The sequence below is a fragment of the Streptomyces sp. CA-179760 genome, assembly GCF_050937045.1.
Classification (GTDB): domain Bacteria; phylum Actinomycetota; class Actinomycetes; order Streptomycetales; family Streptomycetaceae; genus Streptomyces.
Genome location: NZ_JBNJLZ010000001.1, coordinates 1,597,286 through 1,623,080, shown reverse-complemented (window position 1 = coordinate 1,623,080; position 25,795 = coordinate 1,597,286). Strand labels below are relative to the sequence as shown.

Here is a 25,795-nt window from a genome sequence, read left to right as displayed (position 1 = left end):
GAGCACGTCCTGCAACCCGGTAGGCTTCCCGTGCCCGCAGGGAAGCTCAGGGAAAGGAACCGGCGTTGCACGTCCAGGAGTGGCTCGAAACCGTACCCGCTGTCGCCGTCTACGCGCTGGTGGGAGTGGTCATCGGCCTGGAAAGCCTGGGCATCCCGCTGCCGGGCGAGATCATTCTGGTCTCCTCCGCGCTGCTCGCCTCCCAGCACGGTGACATCGACCCCGTCGTCCTCGGCGCCTGTGCCACGGCCGGCGCGATCATCGGCGACTCCATCGGCTACGCCATCGGCCGCAAGGGCGGTCGCCCCCTGCTGGCCTGGCTGGGCAACAAGTTCCCCAAGCACTTCAGCGAGGGCCATATCGCCACCGCCGAGCGCTCCTTCGAGAAGTGGGGCATGTGGGCGGTCTTCTTCGGCCGCTTCGTCGCCCTCCTGCGCATCTTCGCGGGCCCCCTGGCCGGTGTGCTCCGCATGCCCTACTGGAAGTTCCTCATCGCCAACGTCCTCGGCGGCATCGTCTGGGCGGGCGGCACGACGGCGGTCATCTACTACGTCGGCATCGTCGCCGAGTCCTGGCTGAAGCGCTTCTCGTGGCTGGGCCTGGTGGCGGCGGTCCTGGTCGGTGTCACGTCCATGCTGGTGATCAAGCGCAAGGCGAAGAAGGCCCAGCCTGTAGCGGCCGCCGCCGAGTAGCAGGGCGTCCTTCTCATTCCTACGCGTGCACCTCGCGATGCGCCTTCGCCAGCTCGGCGTACATCGTGCCGTTGAGGGTGACCCCCTGCCGCTCTTCCTCGCTCAGCTCCCGCCGGACCTTCGCGGGAACGCCCGCCACCAGTGACCCGGGCGGCACGACCATCCCCTGCGGCACCAGCGCCTGCGCGGCGACCAGGGACCCGGCCCCGATGACGGCCCCGTTCAGCACGGTCGCCCCCATGCCGATCAGACAGTCGTCCTCGACGGTCGCCCCGTGCACCACGGCGTTGTGCCCGATGGACACCCGCTCACCCACCGTCACGGGAAACCCCGGGTCGGCGTGGAGCGTGCAGTTGTCCTGCACGTTGCTGCTGGCGCCGACCGAGATCGACTCGACGTCACCCCGCACCACGGCTCCGTACCAGACGCTCGCCCCCGCACCCAGCGTCACGCCCCCGATCACCGAAGCCGTCGGGGCCACGAACGCCTCCGGATCGATCTGCGGCTCCCGGCCGCCGATCCCCGTGATCATCGCCCGCTGCGCCATGTCCGCCTCCAGAAACGTCGTAGACAACGCGCAAACCGTACGACACCCGGTGGGGCGAAGATCACAGGCCTCCGACGCCACGGGGTGAGCTACCGCTGAGTACCGTGACCTCGTGCCGAAGCGCAAGAACACGTTCTCATCCTGGCGGCGGGGCCTCGCGCAGCGCGCCGTCCACGCGGGCTGGGCCTGGGTGCAGCGCACCGGCTCCGTCACGGCCGAGCACCCCGGGCGCCACCACTTCGGTGCGATGGGAACAGGCACCAGGCTCGCCTTCCCGCTCGGCACCGTCTTCGGCGAACCCTGGATCCACCTCGGCTCCCACTGCATCATCGGCGAGCAGGTCACCCTCACGGCGGGCCTGATGCCCGACCTCGATCTCGGACCCGACCCGATCCTGCGCCTCGGCGACGGCGTCGTCCTGGGCCGCGGCAGCCATGTCATCGCGGACACGACGGTCACCATCGGCAGCGACTGCTACTTCGGCCCGTACGTGTACGTCACATCCACGAACCACTCCTACGACGACCCGCACGAGCCCATCGGCAAGCAGTGGCCGCGGATGGAGCCGGTGGAGATCGGGCCGGGCTGCTGGATCGGCACGGGCGCGGTGATCCTGCCGGGCGCCCGGATCGGGCGGAACGTGGTGGTGGCCGCGGGCGCGGTCGTCCGGGGCGCGGTGCCCGACCACGCCGTGGTGGCGGGCGCGCCGGCCCGCGTCGTACGGCGCTGGACCCCCGCCGACGGCTGGCAGCCGCCGCTGCGCACCCCGCCTCCGGTGCCGATACCGGAGGGCGTCACGCCCGATCAGCTGCGAGCGCTGTCGGACCTGGACGAGGAGACGGCGGCCCGGCTGGCCGAGCTCGACGAGGGGGCGGCGGCCGATCTCGCGAACCTGGAGCCGGGGTCCTGACCTCAGCCCGATGCCAGGAGGACCGTCCCCACCAGGGCAAGGCCCGCACCGGCGGCCTGCACCGCCCGCAGGCGTTCCTGGAGCAGCCCCGCGCGGCCACCGCCGTCACCACCGGGTAGAGGGAGGCCAGTACCGCGGCGACGGTGACCGGGCCGTGCTGTGCGGCGATCGAGTAGGTGCCGTTCGCGGCGACGTCCGCGAGGCCGACGAAGGCGAGCGCGGGCAGGGAACGCCAGGGAAAGCCGTCCGCCGGGAGGGCCGGCGATCCGCGCCGAACCGACACCAGCAGCGCGAGCCCTCCGGCGGTCACGTTTGTCACCCGCTGCACGAACAGCGCGAGGAAGAGCCCCGTGAGCGTGGTCGACGCCTCCGCGATCAGGGCCATCACCGCGCCGAAGCCGAACGCCGCGAGGAGGGTCAGAGCGATGGCCTGGCGCTGCACGGGCGCGCCGCGGAACTGGGGACCGCCGGCGAGACAGACACCGGCGACGGCGACCAGGATGCCGACGAACTGCAGCAGGCCGGGGCGCTCGCCCAGCATCAGGCCGACGCCGACCGGCACGGCCACGCCGATCGAACCCAGCGGTGAGACCACGCCCATCGGGCCCAGCGCGAGCGCCTTGTAGAAGGCGAGCATCGCCACCGGCCCGACGAGCCCGGCTGCCACGGCGAACCACAGTTGCGGCCCCGCCTCGCTCCAGCCGCCGGTCGCCACCACGACCGCGCCGAGCACGACCACAGCGATCGACTGCGAGACCACGACCACCGTCAGCGCGGGTGTGCGCCGGGTCAGCAGTCCGCCGCCGAAGTCGGCCAGTCCCCACAGCAAGCTGGTGGCCAGGGCGAAGAGTGCTGTCATGGTCCGGAAGCCTCGCAGTACAGTTCAGTGAACGATCAGGTCAACCACACCATAGTGCACTCAGATGTACTGTGGAATATAAAATATTGGACGGAATGTGTCGGACCTCGAGCTGCTGACCCAGTCCCTGGCGCGCAGCGTCAAGCACTGGCGCGCGGTGCGCGGCTTCACCCTGGACGTGCTCGCCGCCCGGGCAGGTGTCAGTCGCGGCATGCTCATCCAGATCGAGCAGGCCCGCACCAACCCCAGCCTCGGCACCGTCGTCAAGATCGGCGACGCGCTCGGCATCAGCATCACGACCCTGCTCGACTACGAGAAGGGCCCGAACGTCCACGTCGTCCCCGCCGAGCAGACCGTACGGCTGTGGCACACCGAGGCCGGCAGCTACAACCGGTTGCTCGCGGGCACCGAGGCGCCCGGCCCGCTGGAGATGTGGGACTGGAGGCTGATGCCCGGCGAGAGCAGCCCCTCGGACCCGCACCCCGCCGGCACGACCGAACTGCTCCATGTCACGGCAGGGGAGCTGACCCTCACCGCCGACGGTGTCGAGTACCGCGTGCCCGCCGGTTCGAGCGTTCACTTCGAGGCCAACGTCCCGCACACGTACGGCAACACCGGCGACGTGCCGATGCAGATGATCATGGCCGTCTCGGTGCCGCCCGTGTCCTGAGACGCCCGGCCCGAGGCCGTGCGCTGTTGTTAGCGTGCGGTCATGCGCGCACCCATCGGACACTTCGACGACGCCCGTCCGGCCCCCGTCTGCCTCGACGAACTCACCGGCCCGGTCGCGGACGCGGTACGCCACTGGCGGGGCAGTGTCCCCGCCGAGCAGATCCTCTACGTCGACACCGACCCCGAGTGGGCCGACACCGCCGTCTTCGTGGAGCACTACGGCCGGGACCTGCTGGAGCGGTCCGCGAACTGCGTGGTGGTGGCGGGCAAGCGCGCCGGCGAGACCACGCTCGCCGCGTGCGTCGTACCGTCCACCACCCGGGTCGATGTGAACGGCGTCGTGCGCCGTCAACTGGGCGCCCGCAAGGCCTCGTTCGCCGGTATGGACACGGCGACCGGCGAGACCGGCATGGAGTACGGCGGCATCACCCCGGTCGGACTGCCGGGCAACTGGCCCGTGCTGGTGGACGCGGCCGTCGTCGACCTGCCGTACGTGCTGGTCGGCAGCGGCCGGCGGCGCGGCAAGCTGCTGGTCCCGGGCAAGGCGTTCGCGGAACTGCCGGGTGCCGTGGTGCTGGAGGGGCTCGGGATCTCCTGAGCTACGCCGGCGTGTGGTGGGCCAGCGCGAGATGCGGGTCGGCCTCACCCGGGACCGGCTCCGGGTCGGCGTGGACCAGGGCGGCGGTGAGGCGGGGCACGGCGTGCAGCAGCGCGTGTTCGGCGTCGACCGCGATGCGGTGGGCCTCACGGACCGTCACGGCGCCGTCCACCACCACCGCGACCTCGGCGCGCAGCCGGTGCCCGATCCAGCGCAGCCGCAGTTCGCCCACCGCGCGCACCCCGGGGACCTCGGTCAGGGCGGCTTCGGCCCGGTCCACCAGGGCCGGGTCGACCGCGTCCATGACTCGCCGGAACACCTCACGCGCCGCGTCCCGCAGCACCAGCGCGATCGCCGCCGTGATAGCCAACCCCACGATCGGGTCCGCCAGGTGCCAGCCCAGGGCCGAGCCGCCGGCACCCAGCAGCACGGCCAGTGAGGTGAAGCCGTCGGTGCGGGCGTGCAGTCCGTCGGCGACCAGCGCGGCCGAGCCGATCGCGCGGCCCACCCGGATGCGGTAGCGGGCCACCCACTCGTTGCCCGCGAACCCGACGAGGGCCGCCACGGCGACCGCCGGAACCTGCTGGACCGGACGTGGGTCGAGGAGGCGGTCGATCGCCGTCCACCCCGCGAAGGCGGCGGACGCGGCGATCGTCAGCACGATCACGAGCCCCGCCAGGTCCTCGGCCCGGCCGTAGCCGTAGGTGAAGCGGCGGGTGGCCGCGCGCCGGCCCAGCACGAAGGCGATCCCGAGCGGTACGGCGGTCAGCGCGTCCGCGGTGTTGTGCACGGTGTCGCCGAGCAGCGCCACCGAGCCGGAGACGGCCACCACGAGCGCCTGGGCCAGAGCCGTCACACCGAGCACCGCGAGCGAGACCCACAGCGCCCGCATCCCACGAGCCGAGGACTCCAGGGCCGGGTCGACCTTGTCGGCCGTCTCGTGGGAGTGGGGGGTGAGGAGGTGGGACAGCCGGTGGCGCACGCCGTGCCGGTGGTGGTGAGGGTGGGAGTGCTCGTGCCGGTCGCTCACGTGGGTCCCTTCCGGTGCGCGGGAGTGGACGTGCACACGCCCACAGCGCCATTATGTGCGTATGAGCGCACGCATGCACCTGTCACCTGCGCACGATGCGCACCCGCGCAGCCCCGGCGAGGAACAGTTCGCGCTCGCCGCCGAACTCCTCGCCCTCCTGGGGGACCGGACCCGCCTCGCCCTGCTGCACGCACTGACCAGGTCGGAGGCCGACGTCACGACCCTCACGGAGGAGTGCGGGGCGGCCCGGCCCGCCGTCAGCCAGCACCTGGCGCGATTGCGCCTCGCGGGTCTGGTGAACACGCGCAAAGAGGGCCGCCGGGTGATCTACTCACTCCGTGACGGCCATCTGCGCCGGCTGGTGGACGAGGCGCTGAACGTGGCCGACCACCGTCTCAGCGACCGTCCCCCGCACGACTGAGTCAGTACCGCGCGGCTGTCCCCAGATACTGCTCGGCGAAGGCCGCGGCCGCCGTGGGTGAGGTGAACAGGCGGCGCAGCCGGGCGAGCGTGGTGCCCGCGCGGAACGGGTCGCCCGCCGCCGTGCCGTGGTACACCTCGGAAAGCCACTGCGAGAACTCCTGGTAGTCCCACACGCGCCGCAGGCACGCCTGCGCGTAACCGGCCAGAGGGCTCTCGTCACCCGTGGTCAGGCGGGCCACCAGGGCGTCGCCGAGCAGGAAGGCGTCGTGCAGGGCGAGGTTCATGCCCTTGGCCGCGATGGGGGCGACCAGATGGGCCGCGTCGCCCGCGAGGTGGAGCCGGCCGTGCACCATCGGCTCGACCACGTAGTCGTGCATGTCCAGCACGCGCTTCTCGATCAGCCGCCCCTCCGTCAGCGGCGGCACGCCGGCCGCCCCGAGCCGCTGCCGCAGCTCCGCCCAGACGCGCTCGTGCGGCCAGTTCTCCGGGTCGTCACCCGGCGGGCACTGGAGGTAATAGCGGGTCACCTCCGGGCTGCGGGGCATCTGCCCCGCGAAGCCGTTCTCGTGGCAGCCGAACAGCACGCAGTCGGCGGACGGCGGCGCCTCGGCGAGCAGCGCCAGCCAGCCGATGCCGTAGTCGTGCCGCGCGACCCGGACCCGATCCGGCGGCAGCGACGCCCTCGTCACTCCGCGCGCCCCGTCGCAGCCGGCCACGAAGTCGCAGTGCACGACCCGCTGTTCACCCGTGTCGGGGCAGGTGTACGACACGGACGGCCGGTCGGTGTCGAGGTCGTGCAGCTCCACGTCGCGGACCCCGAAGCGGATCTCCCCGCCGCGCACGTCGGCGTACTCGCGCACCAGGTCCGTCACCAGCAACGGCTGCGGGTAGACGAAGTGGTGACTGCCCGTCATCTCGCCGTAGTGGAACCGGTACCGCTCTCCGTCGAAGCGGAACTCGCACGCGGTGTGCAGCTCCGCGCGGTCCAGCAGCCTCCGGGCGAGGCCCCGTTTCTCCAGTCCCCGTACTGCCCACTCCTCGATGATCCCGGCCCTGGGCCGCTGTTCGATGAACTCCCGGGTCTCGGTCTCCAGCACCAGACAGTCCACGGAGGCGGCCCGCAGGATGTTGCCGATGGTCAGCCCGGCGGGACCGGCGCCCACGACGACGACCGGGAAACGGCGGGGGGAATCTGAGTCCGCGGGCGGGGAGGCGTGGGTCATGCGCTCATTATGGGAGCGGGGGCGTCGGACGTGAACGTCACCCGACCCGCGGGATCTCGATCGCGGGACAGCGGTCCATCACCATCTCCAGGCCCGCGGCCCGGGTGCGGTCGTGCGCCGGCTCGTCGACGACGCCGAGCTGGAACCACACCGCCCCCGCGCCCTTGGCGACCGCCTCGTCCGCGACCGCACCGGCGAGGTCGCTGTTCACGAACACGTCCACGACGTCCACGTCGAAGGGGATGTCCGCCAGACTCGCGTACCCCTGCTCGCCGTGCACGGTCTCCGCCTTGGGGTGCACGGGCACGACGCGTTTGCCGTACCGCTGGAGCACCGCGGCGACGCCGTACGCCGCGCGCTGCCGGTTCGACGACAGGCCGACCACGGCCCAGGTGTCGCCGAGCTCGGTGAGGATCCTGCGGACCGTTGCGTCGTCGCCGTACACCGGCGGCCTCCTCGGGAGTCGTGGAAGAGCTGCTGTCCGGCCAACGACGCGGGGCGCGGGGTGATTCCCCGATGGCCACCGTGATAGCTTGCCGAGGCCAGTCGAACCCATGTACGTGGGTCAGGGAATCCGGTGCGAATCCGGAACTGACGCGCAGCGGTGAGGGGGACGGGCGGGGCCGCGGCCACTGAACGGCTCGATGTCGTACGGGAAGGCGCCCCGCACCGGGTGAACCCGAGTCCGAAGACCTGCTGGCAGCCCCCGCGGCCGGCCGGCGGTGGGGGAGCACCGTACGACCGGGCTCCGCGATCGGGCCCTCGACGTCTGAGGACTGGTTTCCTTGCCCCTCGCCCGACCTGCCCGCGCCGCCGTCCTGCTCGCGGCCGGCTCCCTGCTCATGACCGGCTGCGGGGGCTCGAAGCCCACCACCACGAAAGCCGTCGTCACGCTCGACAACGGTGGCCGGAAGGTCCGAGTCGACAAGGCGCCCCGGCACGCCGTCTCCCTCAACCAGGGCACCACCGAGATCCTGCTCTCCCTCGGCCTCGCCGACCGAATGGCGGGCACGGCCACCTGGACCGACCCCGTGATGAAGGGGCTGGAGAAGGCCAACGCGAAGGTGCCGCGCATCGCCGAGAACAACCCCTCCTTCGAGCGCGTCCTTGACTCCGAGCCCGACTTCGTCGCCGCGTCCTTCGTCTCCACCCTCGGCAAGGGCGGCGTCGCCACCCGCGACCAGTTCGAGAAGCTCGGCGTGCCCACGTACGTCTCCCCGTCCGACTGCGCCGGCAAGGACAACTCGGGCGGCGGTGACGGCAAGCGCGACAAGGCGCTGGGCATCGACGCCGTCTACGGCGAGGTGCGGGACCTCGCCACCGTGTTCGGAGTGAAGGACCGCGGCGACAAGCTCGTGGCCTCCCTCCAGCAGCGGATGAAGAAGGCCGCGCGGGGCGTCGACGCCTCCGGCGTCTCACTGTTGTACTGGTTCGCCAACTCCGAGTCGCCCTACCTGGCCGGCTGCTGCGGAGCGCCCGGCATCATGACCCGCGCCCTCGGCGCGAAGAACGTCTTCGACGACACCCACGAGGAGTGGCCCCAGGTCAACTGGGAGACGGTCGCCGACCGTAACCCCGACGTCCTCGTCATCGGTGACCTGACCCGCGACTCGGAGACCGCCGAGTCGGCGAAGCGTAAGATCGCCTTCCTGGAGTCCAACCCGGTCACCAAGAACATGGACGCGGTCAAGCACAAGCGGTATGTGCTGCTCAGTGGGCAGGCCATGAACCCGACCATCCGCACGGTCGAGGGTGTGGAGAAGGTCGCGGCCGGACTGCGTGAGTTCGGGCTCGTGAAGTGACCCTCCGCGGACCGGCCCTCGGCCTTGGGGGTGCCTTGCTGCTGGTGGTCTCCGTGGCCCTGGCGATCACCATCGGACCGGCCGACCTCCGGGTCGGGGACGTGTGGTCCGTCGTCGCGTCCCACCTCGGGATCGGAAGCTCAGACCTGACGCCGATCCGGGACGGGATCGTCTGGCAGCTGCGGCTGCCGCGCACCCTGCTCGCGGCCGTGTGCGGGGCGGGACTCGCCGTGTGCGGGGCGGTGATGCAGTCGCTGCTGCGCAACCCGCTCGCCGATCCGTTCGTGCTCGGGGTGTCCTCGGGCGCCTCCACCGGCGCGGTCGTCATCGTCGTGCTGGGCGTGGGCGGCGGTGCCGTCTCGGTGTCCGCGGGCGCGTTCCTCGGCGCCCTGGTCTCCTTCGCCCTGGTCCTGCTGCTCAGTCACACCCTCGGCGACACGACCGACCGGGTCGTCCTCGCGGGCGTCGCCGCCATGCAGCTCTTCTCCGCGCTCACCTCCTTCGTGGTGCTGACCGCCGCCGACGCCGAGACGACCCGGGGCGTGCTGTTCTGGCTCCTGGGCTCACTCGGCGGGGCCGGCTGGACCGACGTATGGCTGTGCTTCGCCGTCCTGGCCGTGGCGCTGGTGGTGTGCCTGTCATACGCCCGTACCCTCGACGCCTTCTCCTTCGGGCAGGACGCGGCGGCCGCGCTCGGGGTGTCCGTGGCCCGCACCCGCCTGGTGCTGCTGTGCGTCACGGCCCTGCTCACGGCCGCCCTGGTCAGCTCCGCCGGGGCGATCGGCTTCGTCGGGCTGGTCCTGCCGCACGCCGCCCGGGCGCTGACCGGACCCGGGCACGCCCGGCTGCTGCCGGTCACCGCCCTCGCCGGCGCGGTGTTCCTGGTCTGGGTCGACACCCTGGCCCGGACGGTCCTGGATCCGCAGGAGGTGCCGGTGGGGGTCGTGACATCGCTGATCGGGGTGCCGGCGTTCGTGGCGGTGCTCTACCGGACGCGGAGGGTGCGGTGACCGGGACACAGACCGGTGAGACGGAAACGCCGGTGAGAGCCGGGCTCCGGGCCGACCGGGTCAGCCGCCGTACCGACGGACGCCTCATCCTCGACGGCGTCGCCCTCGCGCCCGAACCCGGCTCCACCGTCGGCGTCCTCGGCCCCAACGGCTCCGGCAAGTCCACGCTGCTGCGGCTGCTGGCCGGGCTGCTCACACCGACCGCCGGAGTCGTCACCCTCGACGGCACCCCGCTGGGCGACCTGCCCCGCCGCACCGTCGCCCGCCGCCTCGCCATGGTCGAGCAACAGGCCGACACACAGGTCGAGCTGACGGTTCTGGACGTCGTACGGCTGGGCCGGGTCCCGCACCGCCGGGCCTGGACACCCGCCTCGGCGGACGACGAGCGGGCGATCCACGCCGCCCTGGAGCGCACCGGCCTCGCGGCCCGGGCCGCCCAGCCCTGGCACACTCTCTCCGGCGGCGAACGCCAGCGGGTGCAGATCGCCCGCGCGCTCGCGCAGGAACCCCGGGAGCTCCTCCTGGACGAGCCCACCAACCACCTCGACGTCCATCACCAGCTGGACCTGCTCGCCCTGGTCACGGGTCTGCCGGTCACCACCGTCGTCGCGCTGCACGACCTCAATCTCGCGGCGATGTACTGCGACCGGGTCGTCGTCCTGCGCGGGGGGACGGTCGTGGCGGGCGGCGCTCCGGGGGACGTCCTGACCGAGGAGCTCATCGCGGAGGTGTACGGGGTGCGGGCCGCCGTCAGCCGTGAAGGGCCCGAGCAGCGGCCTCACGTGCGCTTTCTGGGCACGCTGGCCTGAGGCCCCTGGTCCGGGTGGCGGGGCTGCCATGGGTGGGGCAATTCTCGCCACGGTGACCGGAAAACGCCGAACCTGCCCGCGTGCGCCCCTCCACCCGCCTACGCTCGCCTCGTGCTGCGCATCATCGACGCCCGTACCGGCGAGCCGGTCGACGCCGCCCCGGCTCGCCGGGGCCTGACCCGTGTCGAAGTGCACGCGCCCGGCTCCGACACCACGAACCTGCGGGTGCTGCTCGTCGCCGACCTGCTCGTCCGGGCCCTGGAGCTCGGCGGCACACCGGTGTGGGCGCTGCTGACCGGGGGACGGCGACAGGCCGAGCTGCGGGCGGAGGCCACCGCCCTCGGCATCCGGCCGTTCGAGGACAGCCCTGACGTGAGCGCCGGGCTGGGCGAGGCCCAGGTCGTCCATGTGGCCGTCGAAGGCGGGGCGGCGACCGGTGGTGTGCGGATCGATGTCGCCCCCGCGCATCCCGAGGGTCCGGGCATGCCGGACGACACCCGCACCGGCTCCGGCGTCCTGCGTCTCGCCCTGCTCGCCCGGCACCACAGTGCCCCCGCCCGGCTGGAGGCGGCCGCGCTGGACGAGGCACGGGCCATCCTCGCCCGGTGGCGCGGCTCGGTCGCCCGTTGGGCCCGGCTCCCCTCGCGGCCCGTTCCCGACGAGGTGCGCGGGCGGTTGCGCGACGCCTGGGAGGATGATCTGGACGTGCCCCGGGTACTGGACGTCCTGCACCGAGTCGAGAGCGACCCGGAGCTGCCCGACGGCGCGCGCTTCGAGACGTACGCGTACGCCGACCGGCTCCTCGGTCTCGACCTCACCCGCGACCTGGGATCACCCTCATGATCGAGCGCGCCGGAACCGGCCCACTGCGCCGCCTGGTCGTCCTGCGGCACGCCAAGTCCGCCTGGCCCGTGGACGTCGCCGACCACGAACGCCACCTCGCCCCGCGCGGCCGCCGGGACGCCCCCGCGGCCGGGCGCGCCCTGGCCGAGGCCGACTGCCTGCCGGACCTCGCGCTGTGCTCCACGGCCGTACGCGCCCGCCGGACCTGGGACCTGGCCGCCGGCCAGTGGGGCACACCCCCGCCGGTCCGCCACGACCGGCGGCTGTACGCCGCGGGGCCCTCCGGCCTGCTCGCCGTCGTGCACGAGGTGCCCGCCGAGGTGGAGACACTGCTGCTGGTCGGGCACAACCCCGGCCTGGAGGAACTGGTCCTGGCACTCGCCGCCGACGGCCTCGACGACACCCTGGAGCGGGTTCGTACGAAGTTCCCCACCTCGGCGATCGCCGTCCTGTCCTGGCACGGCACGGCCTGGCGGTCCCTCACCCCCGGCACCGCCCTGCTCACGTCCGTGATCGTGCCCCGGGGCCGTAGGGAGAAGTAGCGGCGGACCGGTCCGGCCCGCTGACGGGCGCCCGCATAGGCTGGCCGGATGCAGGACGAATACCGCACGGTCGCCCGCGCGGGCGTGCACGAGACCGAGGTCAACCGCTCCCGCTTCCTGTGCGCCCTCGCCCCGGCTGCCACCGAGCAGGAGGCCCAGGACTTCATCGCCGCGGTCCGCAAGGAGCACGCCGGCGCCAACCACAACTGCTGGGCCTACGTCATCGGCGCCGACGCCTCGGTCCAGAAGGCGAGCGACGACGGCGAACCCGGCGGCACCGCCGGTGTCCCCATGCTCCAGATGCTGCTGCGCCGCGACATGCGGTACGTCGTCGCCGTCGTCACCCGCTACTTCGGCGGGGTCAAGCTCGGCGCCGGCGGTCTCATCAGGGCGTACGGCGGAGCGGTCGGCGAGGCCCTGGACACCCTCGGCACCCGCACCCGCCGCAGGTTCCGCCTGGCCACCGTCACCGTCGACCACCAGCGGGCGGGCAAACTGGAGAACGACCTGCGCACCACGGGCCGCGAGGTACGGGACGTGCGCTACGGCGAGGCGGTCACGATGGAGATCGCCCTCCCGGACGCGGATGTGGAGGCCTTCCGGGCATGGCTCGCCGACACGACCGCCGGTACGGCCGGGTTCGAACCGGGCGGAGAGGCGTACGGCGACGCCTGACGCGCGGTCAGCCGCCTGCCCGGCGGCCGAGCGCGACGGCCCGCGGAGCGCCGTCGGGGCCGTCGCGCACAGGAACGCGCCCCGCCGCCCCGGCCGGACGGCAGAGGGACGGAGCGGTGAACGCCGGGTCGCCTGCCGCGGGCGGAGGCTACCGGTCCGTTCGGTGGACGCGGCCGGCGTCGCTGTCGCGCGCGTCGGCGCCCGCGAGTTCTCCCGGGTGCGCGGCGGGGCGGTCGTCCCGGAACCGGACACCCTCGGCGTCCGCACCCGCCGCGGTTCGCGCGGTGGCGGGGACGCGGCCAAGCCGCACGGCGAGCAGCGCGGTGCCGACGGCGAGTGCCGCGAGGACGTACGCGGTGAGGCCGAAGGCCTCCGCGAAGTCGGCCGGGCCGGTGTCCGGGCCCGGCGCTTGGGGGCTGGAACCCAGGAAGCCGCGGTACAGGGCCCCGATGACCGCTACACCGAAGGCCATGCCCGCCTGGGTGACGGTGTTCAGCACACCCGATCCGGCGCCGGCGTCGTCCGGGTGGACCCGGGAGAGGACGGTGTCCACCAGGGGCGCGACGACCAGGCCCTGCCCGAATCCGGAGACCCCCGTCACCGCGGCGAGCCCGATCGCCTGGCTGGTGCCGTCCAGGCCCGTGACGGCGGGCACGGCCACGAGCGAGACCGCCATGACGAGCCCGCCCGCCACCGAGACCCCGATACCGAACCGGGCGGCGAGCCTGCGGCAGGCCGCCGAGGCGGCGATGAAGCCGAGGCCGAGCGGCACGAAGACCATGCTCGCGGCCAGCGGCGTCAGCTTCAGGCCCGACTGGAGGTGGTAGGTGAGGACCAGGAACAGCCCGGCGTTGCCGGAGAAGAACAGCAGCACGGTGCCCATGCTCAGCGGGAAGCCCCTGGCCCGCAGCAGCCGACTCGACAGCAGCGGGTCGTTGCCCCGGTCCTCCGTCCGGCGTTCCCAGCGCAGAAAGGCCACGGTGCCGGCCGCGCCGAGAGCGAAACAGCCGTACGTCCACCAGGGCCAGCCGTGCTCACCGCCGAGGACCAGCGGGATGAGCACGAGCGGCAGCAGCACGGCGGTGAAGACGGCGCCGACGATGTCGAGCCGCGGCAGATCGGCGCTGCGGCTCTCGGTGACGGCGGGCACGGCCGCGCACAGGATCGCCGCGCCGATCGGCACGTTGATCAGGAAGATCATGCGCCAGCCCAGACCGGCCACGTCGAGGTCGAGCAGCAGACCGCCGCCGACGAGGCCGGCGATGACGCCCGCGCCGATGGAGGCGCCGTAGGCCCCGACCGCCCGGGCCCGGTCGCGCTCGTGCACGAAGACGGCGCGGATGAGGGAGAGTACCTGCGGTGTCATCACGGCGGCCGACAGGCCCTGCAGGACCCGGGCCGCGATCAGCGTGGCCGGGCCGGGCGCGAGCGCGCACAGCAGGGAGGTCAGGGTGAAGGCGGCCACCCCGTACTGGAAGGCGTGCTTGCGGCCGATCCGGTCGCCGAGCCGGCCCCCGGTCACCATGCCCGCCGCGTAGGCGATCACGTAACCGTCGATGACGAACTGGAGTTGGCCGAACCCGGCGTTCAGGTCCGCCTGGATCCCCGGAGCCGCGACGTTCACGATGAACATGTCGATCTGGCTCATGAACATCGCGAGCAGGACCACCGTGAGTCCCGCCCAGTCCCGCCCGGTGGCCCGGGGAGGGCCGGTCGAGGTGCCGGCCCCGGCCTCCGCTCCGGCGTTCGGACCAGCTTTCCGTGTCTCTGTGCGCATATCACCACTCGGTTTCGGCAGTGCGCCGCAGGGCGCTTGTTTAGTGCTAAATTCAGATCTAAATGTAGCAGGCGGGTGTGGAGGGTGAGCTCATGAAGGCATCAGAGGAAAGCGGCCGTCCGGCGGCGGGGGAGGACTCGGCGGACGCCATCGCGGCCGCCTGGAGTCGCGAGCGGCCCCAGACCCCGGTGGGCTCCATCGGCGTGGTCACGAGGATCTGGCAGCTCGCCAAGCACTTCGGTGACGACCGCCGGCGGGTGCTCGCCGAGGCGGGGGTCGACCCGGCCACCCTGGACCTGCTCAGCGTGCTGCGCCGCAGCGGGCCGCCCTACACCCTGAGCACCCGGGACCTCGCCGCGCACTCCCTGGTCACCGCGGGGCCATCTCCCAGCGGGTCGCGCGCGCCGAGCGCGACGCCCTGGTCACCCGTCGCCCCGCCCCGGGCCGCAGCCGCGCGGTCCTGGTCGAACTGACCCCGGCCGGACACGAGTTGGTGGAGCGCACCGTGGACCGGGTGCTCGCCCGCGAGGCGCAGCTCCTGGAACGCCTGGGCATTGAGCGGCGCGAAGCGCTCTCCGGGCTGCTGCGCGAACTGCTCGACGATGTGCAGGATCAACTCGATGTGCGGGGCGTTTCCCATGTGGGGCACGAGAGCGTGGAGAGCTGAGCCCGGCCGGGGCCGGCTCGGTGGCCGTCACAGTGCCGGGACCCAGATACCGATATGTCCGCCGAATCTCCACCGAAGGCAGTGGCGGGCCGAGGTTCGTGGTGGATCAGGTGCCCGCACGCGTTAGCGTGGTGGGTCTGACAGCGAACCGTGCCGGTTCGCGCTGGTTGCCGAGGGCGGCAGGGGGAGACATGCGGGTCGGAGCGGTGTCTTGAGGCTGCTGCACACATCCGACTGGCACCTCGGCCGGTCGTTCCACCGGGTGAACATGCTCGACGCCCAGGCCGAGTTCATCGGCCATCTCGTCGCGACCGTGCGGGAGCGCTCCGTGGACGCGGTGGTCGTGTCGGGGGACGTCTACGACCGGGCGGTTCCGCCGCTCGCCGCGGTCGAGCTGTTCGACGACGCCCTGCACCGGCTCGCCGACCTCGGCGTGCCGACCGTGATGATCTCCGGGAACCACGACTCGGCCCGCCGTCTGGGGGTCGGCGCGGGCCTGATCGGGCGGGCCGGCGTCCATCTGCGGACCGAGGCGGCGGTGGCCGGTACCCCGGTGGTGCTGGCCGACGCCCACGGGGAGGTCGCCTTCTATGGCCTGCCGTATCTCGAACCGGCCCTGGTCAAGGACGAGTTCGGCGTGGAGAAGGCCGGACACGAGGCCGTGCTCGCCGCCGCCATGGACCGGGTCCGCGCCGATCTCGCCACCCGCGCGCCCGGCACCCGCTCCGTCGTCCTCGCGCACGCCTTCGTCACCGGCGGAGAGCCCAGCGACAGCGAACGGGACATCACCGTCGGCGGCGTCGCCGCCGTGCCCGCCGGCGTGTTCGACGGCGTCGACTACGTGGCGCTCGGGCATCTGCACGGCTGCCAGACCCTCACCGAGCGCGTCCGCTACTCCGGTTCCCCGCTGCCCTACTCCTTCTCCGAGGCCGGGCACCGCAAGAGCATGTGGCTCGTCGACCTGGACGCCGACGGGTCGGTCGAAGCCGAGCGCGTCGACTGCCCCGTGCCGCGCCCCCTCGCCCGGATCCGGGGCACGCTGGACGACCTGCTCGCCGACCCGGGGCAGACACGGCACGAGGAGTCGTGGGTCGAGGCGACGCTCACCGACCCGGTCCGCCCGGCCGACCCGATGGCCCGGCTCGCCGAGCGCTTCCCGCACACGCTCAGCCTCGTCTTCGACCCCGACCGCACCGAGGCCGACCCCGACGTGTCCTACGCCCGGCGCCTCGCCGGCCGCAGCGAGCAGCAGATCGCGGAGGACTTCGTCGCCCATGTGCGCGGCGCCGGACCCGACACGCACGAACAGGGCGTGCTGCGGGACGCGTTCGACGCGGTCCGCGCCGACGAGACCGTACGGGAGGTGGCCCGGTGAGGCTGCACCGCCTGACGGTCACCGCCTTCGGACCCTTCGGAGGCACCCAGGCCGTCGACTTCGACGAGCTGTCGACGGCCGGCCTGTTCCTGCTGCACGGACCGACCGGCGCAGGCAAGACGTCCGTCCTCGACGCCGTGTGCTACGCCCTGTACGGCTCGGTGCCGGGCGCCCGGCAGGGCGGCGGACAGGGCGCGACCCTGCGCAGCGACCACGCCGCACCCGCGACCCGCACCGAGGTCGCCCTCGAACTCACCGTCGCCGGACGCCGGTTGGAGGTCACCCGGCAGCCGCCCTGGGAGCGCCCCAAGAAACGCGGGACCGGCACGACACTCGACAAGGCCCAGACCTGGCTCCGCGAGTACGACGCGACAGCCGCGGCCTGGAAGGACCTCAGCCGCTCTCACCAGGAGATCGGCGAGGAGGTCACCCAGCTGCTCGGCATGAGCCGGGAGCAGTTCTGCCAGGTCGTGCTGTTGCCGCAGGGCGACTTCGCCCGGTTCCTGCGTGCCGACGCCGAGGCCCGGGGCAAACTGCTCGGCCGCCTGTTCGACACCCGTCGCTTCGCCGACGTCGAGAAGCGCCTCGCCGAGCGGCGCCGGGCCACCGAGGCCCAGGTGCGGGACGGGGACGCCGACCTGCTGGCCGACGCCCACCGGATGCAGCAGGCCGCGGGCGACGCCATGGAGCTGCCGGACCTGGGTCCCGGCGAACCCGGGCTGGCCGAGGCCGTGCTGGGCGCCGCCGCCGTCGCCCGCGGCACCGCACGCGAACAGCTCACCGTCGCCGAGTGCACGCTCCACGCCGCCGAGTCCGCGCAGGCCGCCGCCGGCCGCGCCCTGGACGACGTACGCGAACTCGCCCGGCTGCAGAAGCGGTTCGCGGACGCTCGGGAACGGACAGCGCGGCTGGAGGAGGGCGCCGAGGCCTACCGGGAGGCGCAGGCGCGGATGGAGCGCTCCCGCAAGGCCGAGAAGGTCGCGCCCGCCCTGGACCTGCGGGAGTCCGCCGACGCCGAACACCGGCGGGCCGCCGACGCAGAGGCACGCGCGCGTGCCCTGCTGCCCGGGAGCTTCGCCGACGCGGGCGCGGCCGGACTCGCCACGGCCGCGCGCCGGGCCGCCGAGGAACTGGGCGGGCTGGACTCGGCCCGCCGCGCCGAGCGACGGCTGGCCCAGCTCCTCGACGAACGAGCCGGCCTGGACCGCCAGGAGCGCGCCGACGCCGACGTCCTGCGGGAGGCGGAGGACTGGCTCGACGGCTGGGAAGCGACCCGCACCGGTCTCGAGGACCGGGTGGAGTCCGCGCAGCGGGCCGCCTCCCTCGCCGAACAGCTCGCCGTACGGCGCGAGCCCGCGCGGCAGCGGCTGGCGGCGGCCCGGCGGCGGGACCGGCTCACCCAGGACACCGACGAGGCCGTCGCCCGGGCCCGGGACGCACGGGAGCGGATGCTGCGGGCCAAGCAGCACTGGCTCGACCTCAAGGAACAGCGCCTGACCGGCATCGCCGCCGAACTGGCCGCGCACCTCACCGACGGCGAGCCCTGCGCCGTCTGTGGTGCCACCGAACACCCCGCCCCCGCCCGTAAGGACGCCGGGCACGTCGACCGCGAGGCCGAGGAAGACGCCCTGACCGCCTACCAGCGGGCCGACGAACAGCGCACCGCGGAGGAACGGCGGCTGGGCGACGTACGGGAGGCGCTGGCGGCGGCCACCGCCGAGGCCGGTGACACACCCACCGGGCAACTCTCCGATGAGGCTCAGGAGTTGGAGGAGCAGTACGAGCAGGCCCGCCGTGGCGCCGCCGAACTGCACTCCGCGCGGGAGCGACTGCGCCAGGCCGGACAGGAACAGGAACGGCGTGTCGCCGCCCGGCAGGAGGCCGCCGTGCGGACCGCCGCCCGGGTCGGACACCGGGAGCGGCTGGACCGGGAACGAGCCGGACTGGAGGAGGAACTGGAGCGGGCGAGGGGCACCCTGGACAGCGTCGCCGCCCGAGCCGCGCAGTTGGAGCGGCGGACCGCGCTGCTCACGGACGCCGCCGACACCGCCCGCGCCGCCGAGGACACCGCCCAGCGGCTCAAGGACGCCGACGCCCGGCTCGCCGACGCCGCCTTCCGCGCCGGCTTCGAGACCCCGCAGGCCGCGGCCGACGCCCTCCTCGACGACGCCGTCCACCGAGAGCTGCAACGGCGGCTGGACGCCTGGCAGACCGAGGAGGCCGCCGCCCGGGCCGTCCTCGCCGAGGCCGACACCGCGGCAGCCGCCCGGCAGCGCCCCGCCGACCCGGAGAGCGCGGAGCGGGCCGCCTCCGCCGCGGTCCGGCGGACCCGCGACGCCGCCTCCGCCCATGACGCCGCCGCCCGGCGCTGCGCCGAACTCGACCGGCTGTCCGCCCGGGCGACCACATCGGTACGCCGACTGGCGCCGCTGCGCGAGGAGTACGACCGGGTCGCCCGCATGGCAGGTCTCACCGCCGGCACCTCGGCCGACAACGAACGCCGGATGCGCCTGGAGTCGTACGTCCTCGCGGCCCGGCTGGAACAGGTCGCCGCCGCCGCGACCGTACGGCTGCGGCGCATGTCGTCCGGCCGCTACACCCTCGTCCACTCCGACGACCGCACCGGGCGCGGGCGCAGCGGGCTCGGACTGCATGTCGTCGACGCGTGGACCGGCCGTGAGCGGGACACGGCGACTCTGTCGGGCGGCGAGACGTTCTTCGCCTCGCTCGCCCTCGCCCTGGGCCTCGCGGACGTCGTCACGGACGAGGCGGGCGGCGTGCGGCTGGACACCCTCTTCATCGACGAGGGCTTCGGCAGCCTCGACGACCAGACCCTCGACGAGGTCCTCGACGTCCTCGACTCCCTGCGCGAACGCGACCGCAGCGTCGGCATCGTCAGCCATGTGGCCGACCTGCGACGGCGGATCCACGCACAGCTGGAGGTCGTGAAGGGCCGGTCCGGATCGGTGCTGCGGCAGCGCGGGACTTAGAGGGAATTGTGGGGAGGCCCTAACCCCGGCCCGGCGGCGAGGGTTCGCATTGTAGGTTCTTGGCTCATGGTGCGATACGCGGAGCCGGGCACGGTGGAGTGGGTGGAGTCGGGCGGCGGACCGCTGATAGCGGTGCCCGAGACGGTTCTGCCGTTCTGGGCGGGTGCGGACGGCGAGGAGACGGCGTCCGACTACGACCGGGCCTGTGAGGTGGACGGACACGTCGGGCTGCTGCCGGTCGGTGACTGCACGGCCCTGGTGCTGGGCGACGAGCCGGCCTCGACCGCCTATCTGCCCGACCAGGGCGTCTTCGTGCGGTGGTGTGCGGGCGATTCCGAGGGTGAGCTGCTGGCGAGCGTGCCCGGCGCTGTCGCGACGGCGCAGTGGGAGCCGGAGGTCAGCTGGGACGTGCCCGGGCCGGTGCTTCTGTTCGACGCGGCATGGCCTGGAGGCGAGCCGGCGGGGAGCGACCGTGTGCGGGTCGTTCTGGAGCCGGGGAAGTATGCGGTTCGGGCGGCTCGGGTGCAGCCGGGGCCTGAGACGTGGCTGGGGCTGGTGCAGCTTCGGTTGGTGGCGCCCAGGTAGCCGTGGGTAGTGGCCGTTCGGCGTGTGCGGGTTGTCTGTGGTTGATCGCGCCCGCGCGGCGGAGCCGCATGTCAGCACAGCCCCGCGCCCCCGAGCAGGGCGATATTCGCGTGCGTCGTCCGAGTGGCCCGGCCACGATGATCGTATGCCTCGACTTCCTCACCCCAGCCCCGAAGAACTGCGCCGCGACCCCCTGCCCCTGCGTGGCCGTACGGCCCTTGTGACCGGGGCCAGTCGGCGCGCCGGCATCGGGCATGCCGTGGCGCGTCGGCTCGCCGCCTATGGGGCGAGTGTCTGTCTGCATCACCATGTGCCGCACGATGCGGACATGCCCTGGGGCGCCGACCGGCCCGAGGACGTCCTGGAATCCGTGCGCGGCGCACTCGGTGACCCCGAGGCACGGGTCGTCGCCGGGCCCGGTGACCTCGCCGACCCGGCCATGCCCGGCGAACTCGTCGCCCGGGCCGCCGAGGCGCTCGGCGGGCGGCTCGACATCCTCGTCGCCAACCACGCGCAGAGCGGATCCGACGGCTCTCTGGACGAGATCGACGCGGCGATGCTCGACCGGCACTGGGCGGTCGACACCCGCTCGGTTCTGCTGCTCGTCCAGGCACACGCCCGGCTGCGGCCACCGGCTCCCGGGGGCCGCGTCGTGATGATGACGTCAGGCCAGGACATCGCGAGCGGTATGCCCGGCGAGATCGCCTACGCCCTCCAGAAGGGCGCCCTCGCCTCGATCACCCGCTCCCTGGCGACGACGCTCGCCGAGCGCGCGATCACGGTGAACACCGTCAACCCCGGTCCCGTCGACACCGGTTACCTGACCGGTGAGGCGTACGAGGCAGTCGAGGCGTGCTTCCCCGCCGGGCGGTGGGGCATGCCCGACGACCCGGCCCGCCTCATCGCGTGGCTCGCCACGGACGAGGCGGAGTGGGTCACCGGTCAGGTCATCGACTCCGAGGGCGGCTTCCGCCGCTGACGGCGCCTACAGCCGCGACAGTTCGTCCACCAGGTCGTCCAGGCCCAGCGAGCCCTGGGAGAGGGCCGCCATGTGCCACGCCTTCGGGTCGAAGGCGTGGCCGTGCCGGGCGCGGGCGTTCTCACGGCCCAGCAGCCAGGCCCGTTCGCCGAGCTTGTAGCCGATGGCCTGGCCCGGCATGGACAGGTACCGGGTCAGCTCGCTCTCCACGAAGTCCGCGGGGCGGCTGCTGTGCGAGCCGAAGAACTCCTGTGCCAGAGCGGGCGTCCAGCGCTCCCCGGGGTGGAAGGGGGAGTTGTCCGGGATGGTCAGCTCCAGGTGCATGCCGATGTCGATGATGACGCGCACGGCCCGCATCATCTGCGCGTCCAGGTACCCCAGCCGGCGCTCCGGGTCGGTCAGGAAGCCCAGTTCGTCCATCAGCCGCTCCGCGTACAGCGCCCAGCCCTCGGCGTTGGCGCTCACCATGCCGACACCGGCCTGGTAGCGGGAGAGGTCCTGCGCCACGTGCTTCCACTGGGCCAGCTGGAGGTGGTGGCCGGGCACGCCCTCGTGGTACCAGGTCGACACCAGGTCGTAGACCGGGAAACGCGTCTTGCCCATGGTCGGCAGCCAGGTGCATCCCGGGCGTGAGAAGTCGTCCGAGGGCTCCGTGTAGTACGGGGCCGCGGCGCTGCCCGGAGGGGCGATGCGCGACTCCACCCGGCGGACACGCTCGGCCAGGTCGAAGTGGGTGCCGTCGAGTGCCTCGATCGCCTCGTCCATCAGGGACTGGAGCCACTGCCGCACCTCGTCGACGCCCTCGATGTGCGTGCCGTCCTCGTCCAGGTGAGCCAGCGCCACCCACGGCGTGGCCGCGCCCGGCAGGATCTTCTCGGCCTCCGCCTTCATCTCGCCGAGGAGGCGGTGGTACTCGGACCAGCCGTAGGCGTACGCCTCGTCCAGGTCGAGGTCCGTGCCGTTGAAGTAGCGCACCCAGCGCGCGTACCGCTCCCGGCCCACCACGTCCGGCGCGCCCTCGATCGCCGGTGCGTACACGTCCCGCATCCAGTCGCGCAGCCGCAGGACGGCCTCGGTGGCCGAGCGCGCGGCGGTGTCCAGCTCGGACCGCAGGGACTCCGGGCCCGCCGCCGCGAACTGTTCGAACCAGCCCTGCCCCTTGCCGTCCGCGTCGGCCCACTCGCCGAGCTGATCCACGAACGTGGCCGTGGCGCGGGGCCCGCCGTACAGCTTCCGCTCCAGGCCGAGCGCCAGGGACTCCTGGTATCCCTCCAGCGCGGCCGGCACCGCGCGCAGCCGCTCCGCGATCGCCGTCCAGTCCTCCTCCGTCTGCGCCGGCGTCACGGTGAACACCTGTCGCACCGCATGGGCGACGGAGCTCAGGTTGCTGACGGAACGCAGGCTCTCCTCGGCGTCGTGCACAGCGAGTTCGGCGCCCAGCCGCTCGCGCAGCAGACGACCGCAGCGGCGTTCGCTCTCACTGTCCGCGCCGGGCAGCCGCTCGGCCTCGTCCAGCCGGGCCAGCGTCCGGCGCGCCAGCTCCGCGGACGCCTCCTGGCCCGCGGGCGACGTGTCGGGCAGCCTGCTCGAACTCTCCTTCACGCCGAGAAAGGTGCCGGTGATGGGGTCGAGGGCGACGAGCTCGTCGACGTAGGCGTCGGCGACCTCACGGGGCAGCGGGCTCTTGATCTCAGACATGCCGCCATCCTCGTACGACGACAAGCGCACGTCATCCCGATTGAGCCGAGGGCGAAGGCGGCAGCAGCGGTCCGCACTCCCACTGCTGGAAGATCAGCCGGGTCTCCACACGCGCCACCTCCCGCCGCGAGGTGAACTCGTCCAGCACGAGCCGTTGCAGGTCGGTCATGTCGGCGACCGCGACATGGACGAGGTAGTCGTCCGGGCCGGTCAGGTGGAACACGGTCCGCGACTCCGGCAGTGCGCGGATCCGCTCCACGAACGGCCCCACCAATTCCCGCCGGTGCGGCCTGACCTGCACCGACAGCAGCGCCTCCAGGCCCCGCCCCAGCTTGGCCGGATCGAGCTCCAGCCGGTGCCCGAGGATCACGCCGGAGCGGCGCAGCCGGGTCACCCGGTCCAGACACGTCGACGGCGCCACGCCGACCTGCGCGGCGAGATCCCGGTACGTCGCCCGGGCGTCGTTCTGCAAGAGCCGCAGAAGGTGGAGATCCACCGGGTCCAGTACGACAGATTCGGCCATCGACCGAACGTAACACGGCATTCCTCCATACAGAACCGGTCAGTGTTCACCCTCCCTTCCATGGACATGGGCATGAACACGGGTACCGCATCGAGAGCTCTCGCCACCGAGGCCGTGCACGCCGGCCGGGACGACCTCGCCCGGCAGGGGCTGCACGCCCCGCCGATCGACCTGTCCACCACCTACCCGTCGTACGACAGCCGAGGTGAGGCGGCCCGGATCGACGCGTTCGCCGCCACGGGCTCGGAGCCGGACGGCCCGCCCGTCTACGGGCGGCTGGGCAATCCGACCGTCGCCCGCTTCGAGACCGCGCTGGCCCGTCTGGAGGGCACCGAGGCCGCGGTCGCGTTCGCCAGCGGCATGGCCGCGCTGAGCGCCGTCCTGCTCGTCCGCGCCTCGATGGGGCTGCGGCACGTGGTGGCCGTACGCCCCCTCTACGGATGCAGCGACCATCTGCTGACCGCCGGGCTGCTGGGGTCGGAGGTGACCTGGACCGACCCGGCCGGAATCGCCGACGCGCTGCGCCCGGACACCGGGCTGGTCCTGGTGGAGTCCCCGGCCAACCCCACGCTCGCCGAGGTGGACCTGCGGGCCGTCGCACACGCCTGCGGTTCGGTGCCGCTGCTCGTGGACAACACCTTCGCCACGCCGGTGCTCCAGCGCCCCGCCGAGCAGGGTGCCCGGCTGGTGCTGCACAGCGCCACCAAGTACCTCGGCGGGCACGGGGACGTGCTGGCGGGCGTGATCGCCTGCGACGAGGAGTTCGCGGGCAGGCTGCGCCAGGTGCGGTTCGCCACGGGCGGCGTGCTGCACCCGCTGGCGGGCTATCTGTTGCTGCGCGGACTGTCCACCCTCCCCGTACGGGTCCGGGCCGCCTCCGCCAACGCCGCCGAACTCGTCCGCCGCCTCGCCGCCGACCCGCGGACAGCCCGAGTGCACTACCCGCGCATCGGCGGCGCGATGGTCTCCTTCGAGGTGTACGGCGATCCTCACGAGGTCATCGCCGGCGTCCGCCTGATCACCCCCGCCGTCAGCCTCGGCAGCGTCGACACCCTCATCCAGCACCCGGCGTCCATCAGCCACCGCATCGTGGACGCGGACGACCGACGCGACGCCGGGGTGAGCGACCGGCTGTTGAGGATGTCGGTGGGCCTGGAGGACGTGGAGGACCTCTGGGCGGACCTGGACAGGTCCCTCCTAGGGGCGCGGGGAACTGCGCGATCAGCCACAGCGCACCCGCACCCGCCGACGGACGAAAGCCCCTACGGCGCTGAGGCACTCCCCAACTCACCCGCAGGCGACGCAACCCGCTCACCCAGCCGCGCCGTGATCACCAGCGTCCCCTCCTCGACCTGATAGTCGAGAGGAAGCCCCAGCCCCCGCATCGCCGCGACCATGCCCGTGTTGGACGCCTGCGTCACGGCATACACACTCCCGCAACCGGCGTCCACCGCCATGGCCACCAGCCTGCGCAGCAACTCGGCACCCACACCCCGCCGCTGCCAAGCGTCCTCGACGATCAGCGCGACCTCCGTCTCGTCCCCGTCCCACAGCAGGTGCCCGAGCCCGACCACCCGCCCCGACGCGGTCTGCACCGCGAGCGTACGGCCGAAGCGGGGGCTGAGCAGGTGGTTCAGATACCGGTCGGCATCGCCGACCGGACCGTGGTAGCGAAGCCTCAGCGTGCGGTCCGAGCACCGTTCGTGCATCGCCCGGGCCGGCTCCAGATCACGGGTGTCGGCCCGGCGCACGGTGATGTCGGCGCCCTCGGCGAGGGTGAGCACGTCCCGGCCGTGCGGGACGCGTGGGCCCAGCCGGGTGTCCAGTTCCACCAGGGCCCTGGCCCGGGCGAACTCGGTCGGGGTGAACGGCAGGTGCGGCCGCTCCACCGTGATCACTCCGCCTTCCGGGGCGCGCAGGCGCAGCACGGTGCCGTCGAGGGCTCCCTCGACCGGTACGCCGGGCGCCCGGTCGCCGCCGGCGGGTGCGGGCTGGGAGCGGATCGTGCAGCGGCCCAGCAACTGGCGCAGGGCCAGCGGCAGTTCCGCGGCGTCCAGGGCGGTGCGGGCGGCGAGTCCCAGGACCCGGGTCGGCGCGTCCACCAGGTCGTGGGCGTCGGCCCGTTCGATCCAGGTGTCGGTGCCGCCGGCGGTCCGGACGGCCGTGGCGATCCCGGACGCCGGCAGCTCGCCCGGGGCCCGCAGCAGGAACTCGTCCACCGTGCCGTCCGCCAGCGGGTGGGTCTGCAGGCTCAGGATGTCCACGCGCTGCCCGGAGAGGGCCGTGCACAGCGCGGCCAGCGACCCCGGCTCGTCCCGCACCGTGGTCCGCATCCGCCACAGCGTGCTCGCCCCCGGCACCGGCTCCGGTGCCGGGGACTCGGTATGGTCCGGCGGCGGCGCGTTTTCGTGGCGTCGTGTCCGCCAGGCCCGGAACGCCGTGGTGAACCGCCGCATCGTGGTGTCGGGGCGGCAGTTGTTGTTCGAGTGCGTCGCTTCAGTCACTTTTCGCGTCATGCACCCACTGTGACGGAACGGTGTTGCGTGATCGCGAACTCTTTGTGTCT

At 73.1% G+C, this 25,795-nt stretch carries 24 protein-coding genes, 2 pseudogenes and 1 riboswitch; of the genes and pseudogenes, 17 read left to right on the top strand and 9 right to left on the bottom strand.

Going from position 1 to position 25,795, the window contains the following annotated elements:
• The first annotated feature begins 65 nt into the window (after nt 1-65).
• Nucleotides 66-692, top strand: coding sequence for a DedA family protein (locus ACQEV8_RS07115; RefSeq protein ID WP_382585684.1), 627 nt, complete (start codon nt 66-68; stop codon nt 690-692).
• Between the two features lie 19 nt (nt 693-711).
• Here the strand turns inward: ACQEV8_RS07115 and ACQEV8_RS07110 are convergent, their stop codons facing one another.
• Nucleotides 712-1,239, bottom strand: coding sequence for a gamma carbonic anhydrase family protein (locus tag ACQEV8_RS07110; RefSeq protein WP_432972505.1), 528 nt, complete (start codon nt 1,237-1,239; stop codon nt 712-714).
• A 112-nt stretch (nt 1,240-1,351) separates the two neighbouring features.
• Here ACQEV8_RS07110 and ACQEV8_RS07105 point away from each other — a divergent pair, with 112 nt between their 5' ends.
• Nucleotides 1,352-2,149: an acyltransferase gene (locus ACQEV8_RS07105; protein WP_432958277.1), complete on the top strand. Its 798-nt coding sequence runs from the start codon at nt 1,352-1,354 to the stop codon at nt 2,147-2,149.
• 2 nt (nt 2,150-2,151) lie between these two features.
• Here the strand turns inward: ACQEV8_RS07105 and ACQEV8_RS07100 are convergent.
• Nucleotides 2,152-3,008: pseudogene (locus ACQEV8_RS07100) on the bottom strand (EamA family transporter).
• A gap of 97 nt (nt 3,009-3,105) precedes the next feature.
• Here ACQEV8_RS07100 and ACQEV8_RS07095 point away from each other — a divergent pair.
• Together ACQEV8_RS07095 and ACQEV8_RS07090 are read left to right on the top strand one after the other, a co-directional pair.
• Nucleotides 3,106-3,678, top strand: coding sequence for a helix-turn-helix domain-containing protein (locus tag ACQEV8_RS07095; RefSeq protein WP_432958276.1), 573 nt, complete (start codon nt 3,106-3,108; stop codon nt 3,676-3,678).
• 42 nt (nt 3,679-3,720) lie between these two features.
• Complete coding sequence (locus ACQEV8_RS07090) at nt 3,721-4,278, top strand: YbaK/EbsC family protein (RefSeq protein WP_432958274.1); 558 nt, start codon at nt 3,721-3,723, stop codon at nt 4,276-4,278.
• A gap of 1 nt (nt 4,279) precedes the next feature.
• Here ACQEV8_RS07090 and ACQEV8_RS07085 read toward each other — a convergent pair whose 3' ends face one another.
• Nucleotides 4,280-5,308, bottom strand: coding sequence for a cation diffusion facilitator family transporter (locus tag ACQEV8_RS07085; protein ID WP_432958272.1), 1,029 nt, complete (start codon nt 5,306-5,308; stop codon nt 4,280-4,282).
• A 61-nt stretch (nt 5,309-5,369) separates the two neighbouring features.
• On the opposite strand from ACQEV8_RS07085, the gene ACQEV8_RS07080 reads away from it, so the two are divergent.
• The gene (locus ACQEV8_RS07080) at nt 5,370-5,729 is read left to right on the top strand and encodes an ArsR/SmtB family transcription factor (RefSeq protein ID WP_432958270.1); all 360 of its coding nucleotides are present in this window, start codon (nt 5,370-5,372) and stop codon (nt 5,727-5,729) included.
• A 1-nt stretch (nt 5,730) separates the two neighbouring features.
• Here the strand turns inward: ACQEV8_RS07080 and ACQEV8_RS07075 are convergent, their stop codons facing one another.
• Both ACQEV8_RS07075 and ACQEV8_RS07070 read right to left on the bottom strand, forming a co-directional pair.
• On the bottom strand, nt 5,731-6,954 hold the full coding sequence (locus ACQEV8_RS07075; RefSeq protein ID WP_432958268.1) for a 4-hydroxybenzoate 3-monooxygenase: 1,224 nt from the start codon (nt 6,952-6,954) through the stop codon (nt 5,731-5,733).
• 37 nt (nt 6,955-6,991) lie between these two features.
• Entirely contained in the window at nt 6,992-7,399 is a 408-nt protein-coding gene (locus ACQEV8_RS07070; protein ID WP_432958267.1) for a CoA-binding protein, read from the bottom strand.
• A gap of 81 nt (nt 7,400-7,480) precedes the next feature.
• A riboswitch (cobalamin riboswitch) is annotated at nt 7,481-7,669 on the top strand.
• Between the two features lie 70 nt (nt 7,670-7,739).
• On the opposite strand from ACQEV8_RS07070, the gene ACQEV8_RS07065 reads away from it, so the two are divergent.
• From ACQEV8_RS07065 to ACQEV8_RS07040, 6 genes are all read left to right on the top strand, one after another.
• Nucleotides 7,740-8,756 (top strand): ABC transporter substrate-binding protein, encoded by a 1,017-nt coding sequence (locus ACQEV8_RS07065; protein WP_432958265.1) that lies wholly within the window; start codon nt 7,740-7,742, stop codon nt 8,754-8,756.
• Nucleotides 8,753-9,766, top strand: a complete 1,014-nt coding sequence (locus ACQEV8_RS07060) for a FecCD family ABC transporter permease (RefSeq protein ID WP_432958264.1) — start codon at nt 8,753-8,755, stop codon at nt 9,764-9,766. Before ACQEV8_RS07065 ends, ACQEV8_RS07060 begins: the two co-directional genes overlap by 4 nt.
• A complete protein-coding gene (locus ACQEV8_RS07055) occupies nt 9,763-10,575 on the top strand; it encodes an ABC transporter ATP-binding protein (protein ID WP_432958263.1) in 813 nt (270 codons plus the stop codon). The genes ACQEV8_RS07060 and ACQEV8_RS07055 overlap by 4 nt, the downstream gene beginning before the upstream one ends.
• A gap of 111 nt (nt 10,576-10,686) precedes the next feature.
• Nucleotides 10,687-11,418, top strand: a complete 732-nt coding sequence (locus ACQEV8_RS07050; RefSeq protein WP_432958261.1) for a hypothetical protein — start codon at nt 10,687-10,689, stop codon at nt 11,416-11,418.
• On the top strand, nt 11,415-11,960 hold the full coding sequence (locus ACQEV8_RS07045) for a SixA phosphatase family protein (protein ID WP_432958260.1): 546 nt from the start codon (nt 11,415-11,417) through the stop codon (nt 11,958-11,960). Before ACQEV8_RS07050 ends, ACQEV8_RS07045 begins: the two co-directional genes overlap by 4 nt.
• 48 nt (nt 11,961-12,008) lie before the next feature.
• A complete protein-coding gene (locus ACQEV8_RS07040) occupies nt 12,009-12,635 on the top strand; it encodes a YigZ family protein (protein ID WP_432958259.1) in 627 nt (208 codons plus the stop codon).
• A gap of 148 nt (nt 12,636-12,783) precedes the next feature.
• Here the strand turns inward: ACQEV8_RS07040 and ACQEV8_RS07035 are convergent, their stop codons facing one another.
• Nucleotides 12,784-14,412 (bottom strand): MFS transporter, encoded by a 1,629-nt coding sequence (locus tag ACQEV8_RS07035; RefSeq protein ID WP_432958258.1) that lies wholly within the window; start codon nt 14,410-14,412, stop codon nt 12,784-12,786.
• A gap of 92 nt (nt 14,413-14,504) precedes the next feature.
• On the opposite strand from ACQEV8_RS07035, the pseudogene ACQEV8_RS07030 reads away from it, so the two are divergent.
• The 5 genes and pseudogenes from ACQEV8_RS07030 to ACQEV8_RS07010 all read left to right on the top strand — a co-directional run bounded on the left by ACQEV8_RS07030 (nt 14,505) and on the right by ACQEV8_RS07010 (nt 21,008).
• Nucleotides 14,505-15,079: pseudogene (locus ACQEV8_RS07030) on the top strand (MarR family winged helix-turn-helix transcriptional regulator).
• 211 nt (nt 15,080-15,290) lie between these two features.
• Entirely contained in the window at nt 15,291-16,454 is a 1,164-nt protein-coding gene (locus ACQEV8_RS07025; RefSeq protein ID WP_432958256.1) for an exonuclease SbcCD subunit D, read from the top strand.
• Nucleotides 16,451-19,444 carry an AAA family ATPase gene (locus tag ACQEV8_RS07020; RefSeq protein ID WP_432958254.1) on the top strand — a complete coding sequence of 998 codons (2,994 nt, stop codon included), beginning with the start codon at nt 16,451-16,453 and terminating at the stop codon, nt 19,442-19,444. Before ACQEV8_RS07025 ends, ACQEV8_RS07020 begins: the two co-directional genes overlap by 4 nt.
• A gap of 66 nt (nt 19,445-19,510) precedes the next feature.
• Nucleotides 19,511-20,029: an immunity 21 family protein gene (locus ACQEV8_RS07015; RefSeq protein ID WP_432958252.1), complete on the top strand. Its 519-nt coding sequence runs from the start codon at nt 19,511-19,513 to the stop codon at nt 20,027-20,029.
• Nucleotides 20,030-20,174: 145 nt separating this feature from the next.
• Nucleotides 20,175-21,008, top strand: a complete 834-nt coding sequence (locus ACQEV8_RS07010; protein WP_432958251.1) for an SDR family oxidoreductase — start codon at nt 20,175-20,177, stop codon at nt 21,006-21,008.
• 6 nt (nt 21,009-21,014) lie between these two features.
• Here ACQEV8_RS07010 and ACQEV8_RS07005 read toward each other — a convergent pair whose 3' ends face one another.
• Complete coding sequence (locus tag ACQEV8_RS07005; protein ID WP_432958250.1) at nt 21,015-22,706, bottom strand: DUF885 domain-containing protein; 1,692 nt, start codon at nt 22,704-22,706, stop codon at nt 21,015-21,017.
• 31 nt (nt 22,707-22,737) lie between these two features.
• Nucleotides 22,738-23,229: an Lrp/AsnC family transcriptional regulator gene (locus ACQEV8_RS07000; RefSeq protein ID WP_356923810.1), complete on the bottom strand. Its 492-nt coding sequence runs from the start codon at nt 23,227-23,229 to the stop codon at nt 22,738-22,740.
• A gap of 66 nt (nt 23,230-23,295) precedes the next feature.
• Here ACQEV8_RS07000 and ACQEV8_RS06995 point away from each other — a divergent pair, with 66 nt between their 5' ends.
• Entirely contained in the window at nt 23,296-24,585 is a 1,290-nt protein-coding gene (locus ACQEV8_RS06995) for a trans-sulfuration enzyme family protein (RefSeq protein WP_432972502.1), read from the top strand.
• On the opposite strand, the gene ACQEV8_RS06990 is transcribed toward ACQEV8_RS06995, so the two are convergent.
• The gene (locus ACQEV8_RS06990; protein WP_432958248.1) at nt 24,492-25,745 is read right to left on the bottom strand and encodes a GNAT family N-acetyltransferase; all 1,254 of its coding nucleotides are present in this window, start codon (nt 25,743-25,745) and stop codon (nt 24,492-24,494) included. The two genes, ACQEV8_RS06995 and ACQEV8_RS06990, sit on opposite strands and share 94 nt — an antisense overlap.
• Nucleotides 25,746-25,795 lie beyond the last annotated feature (50 nt).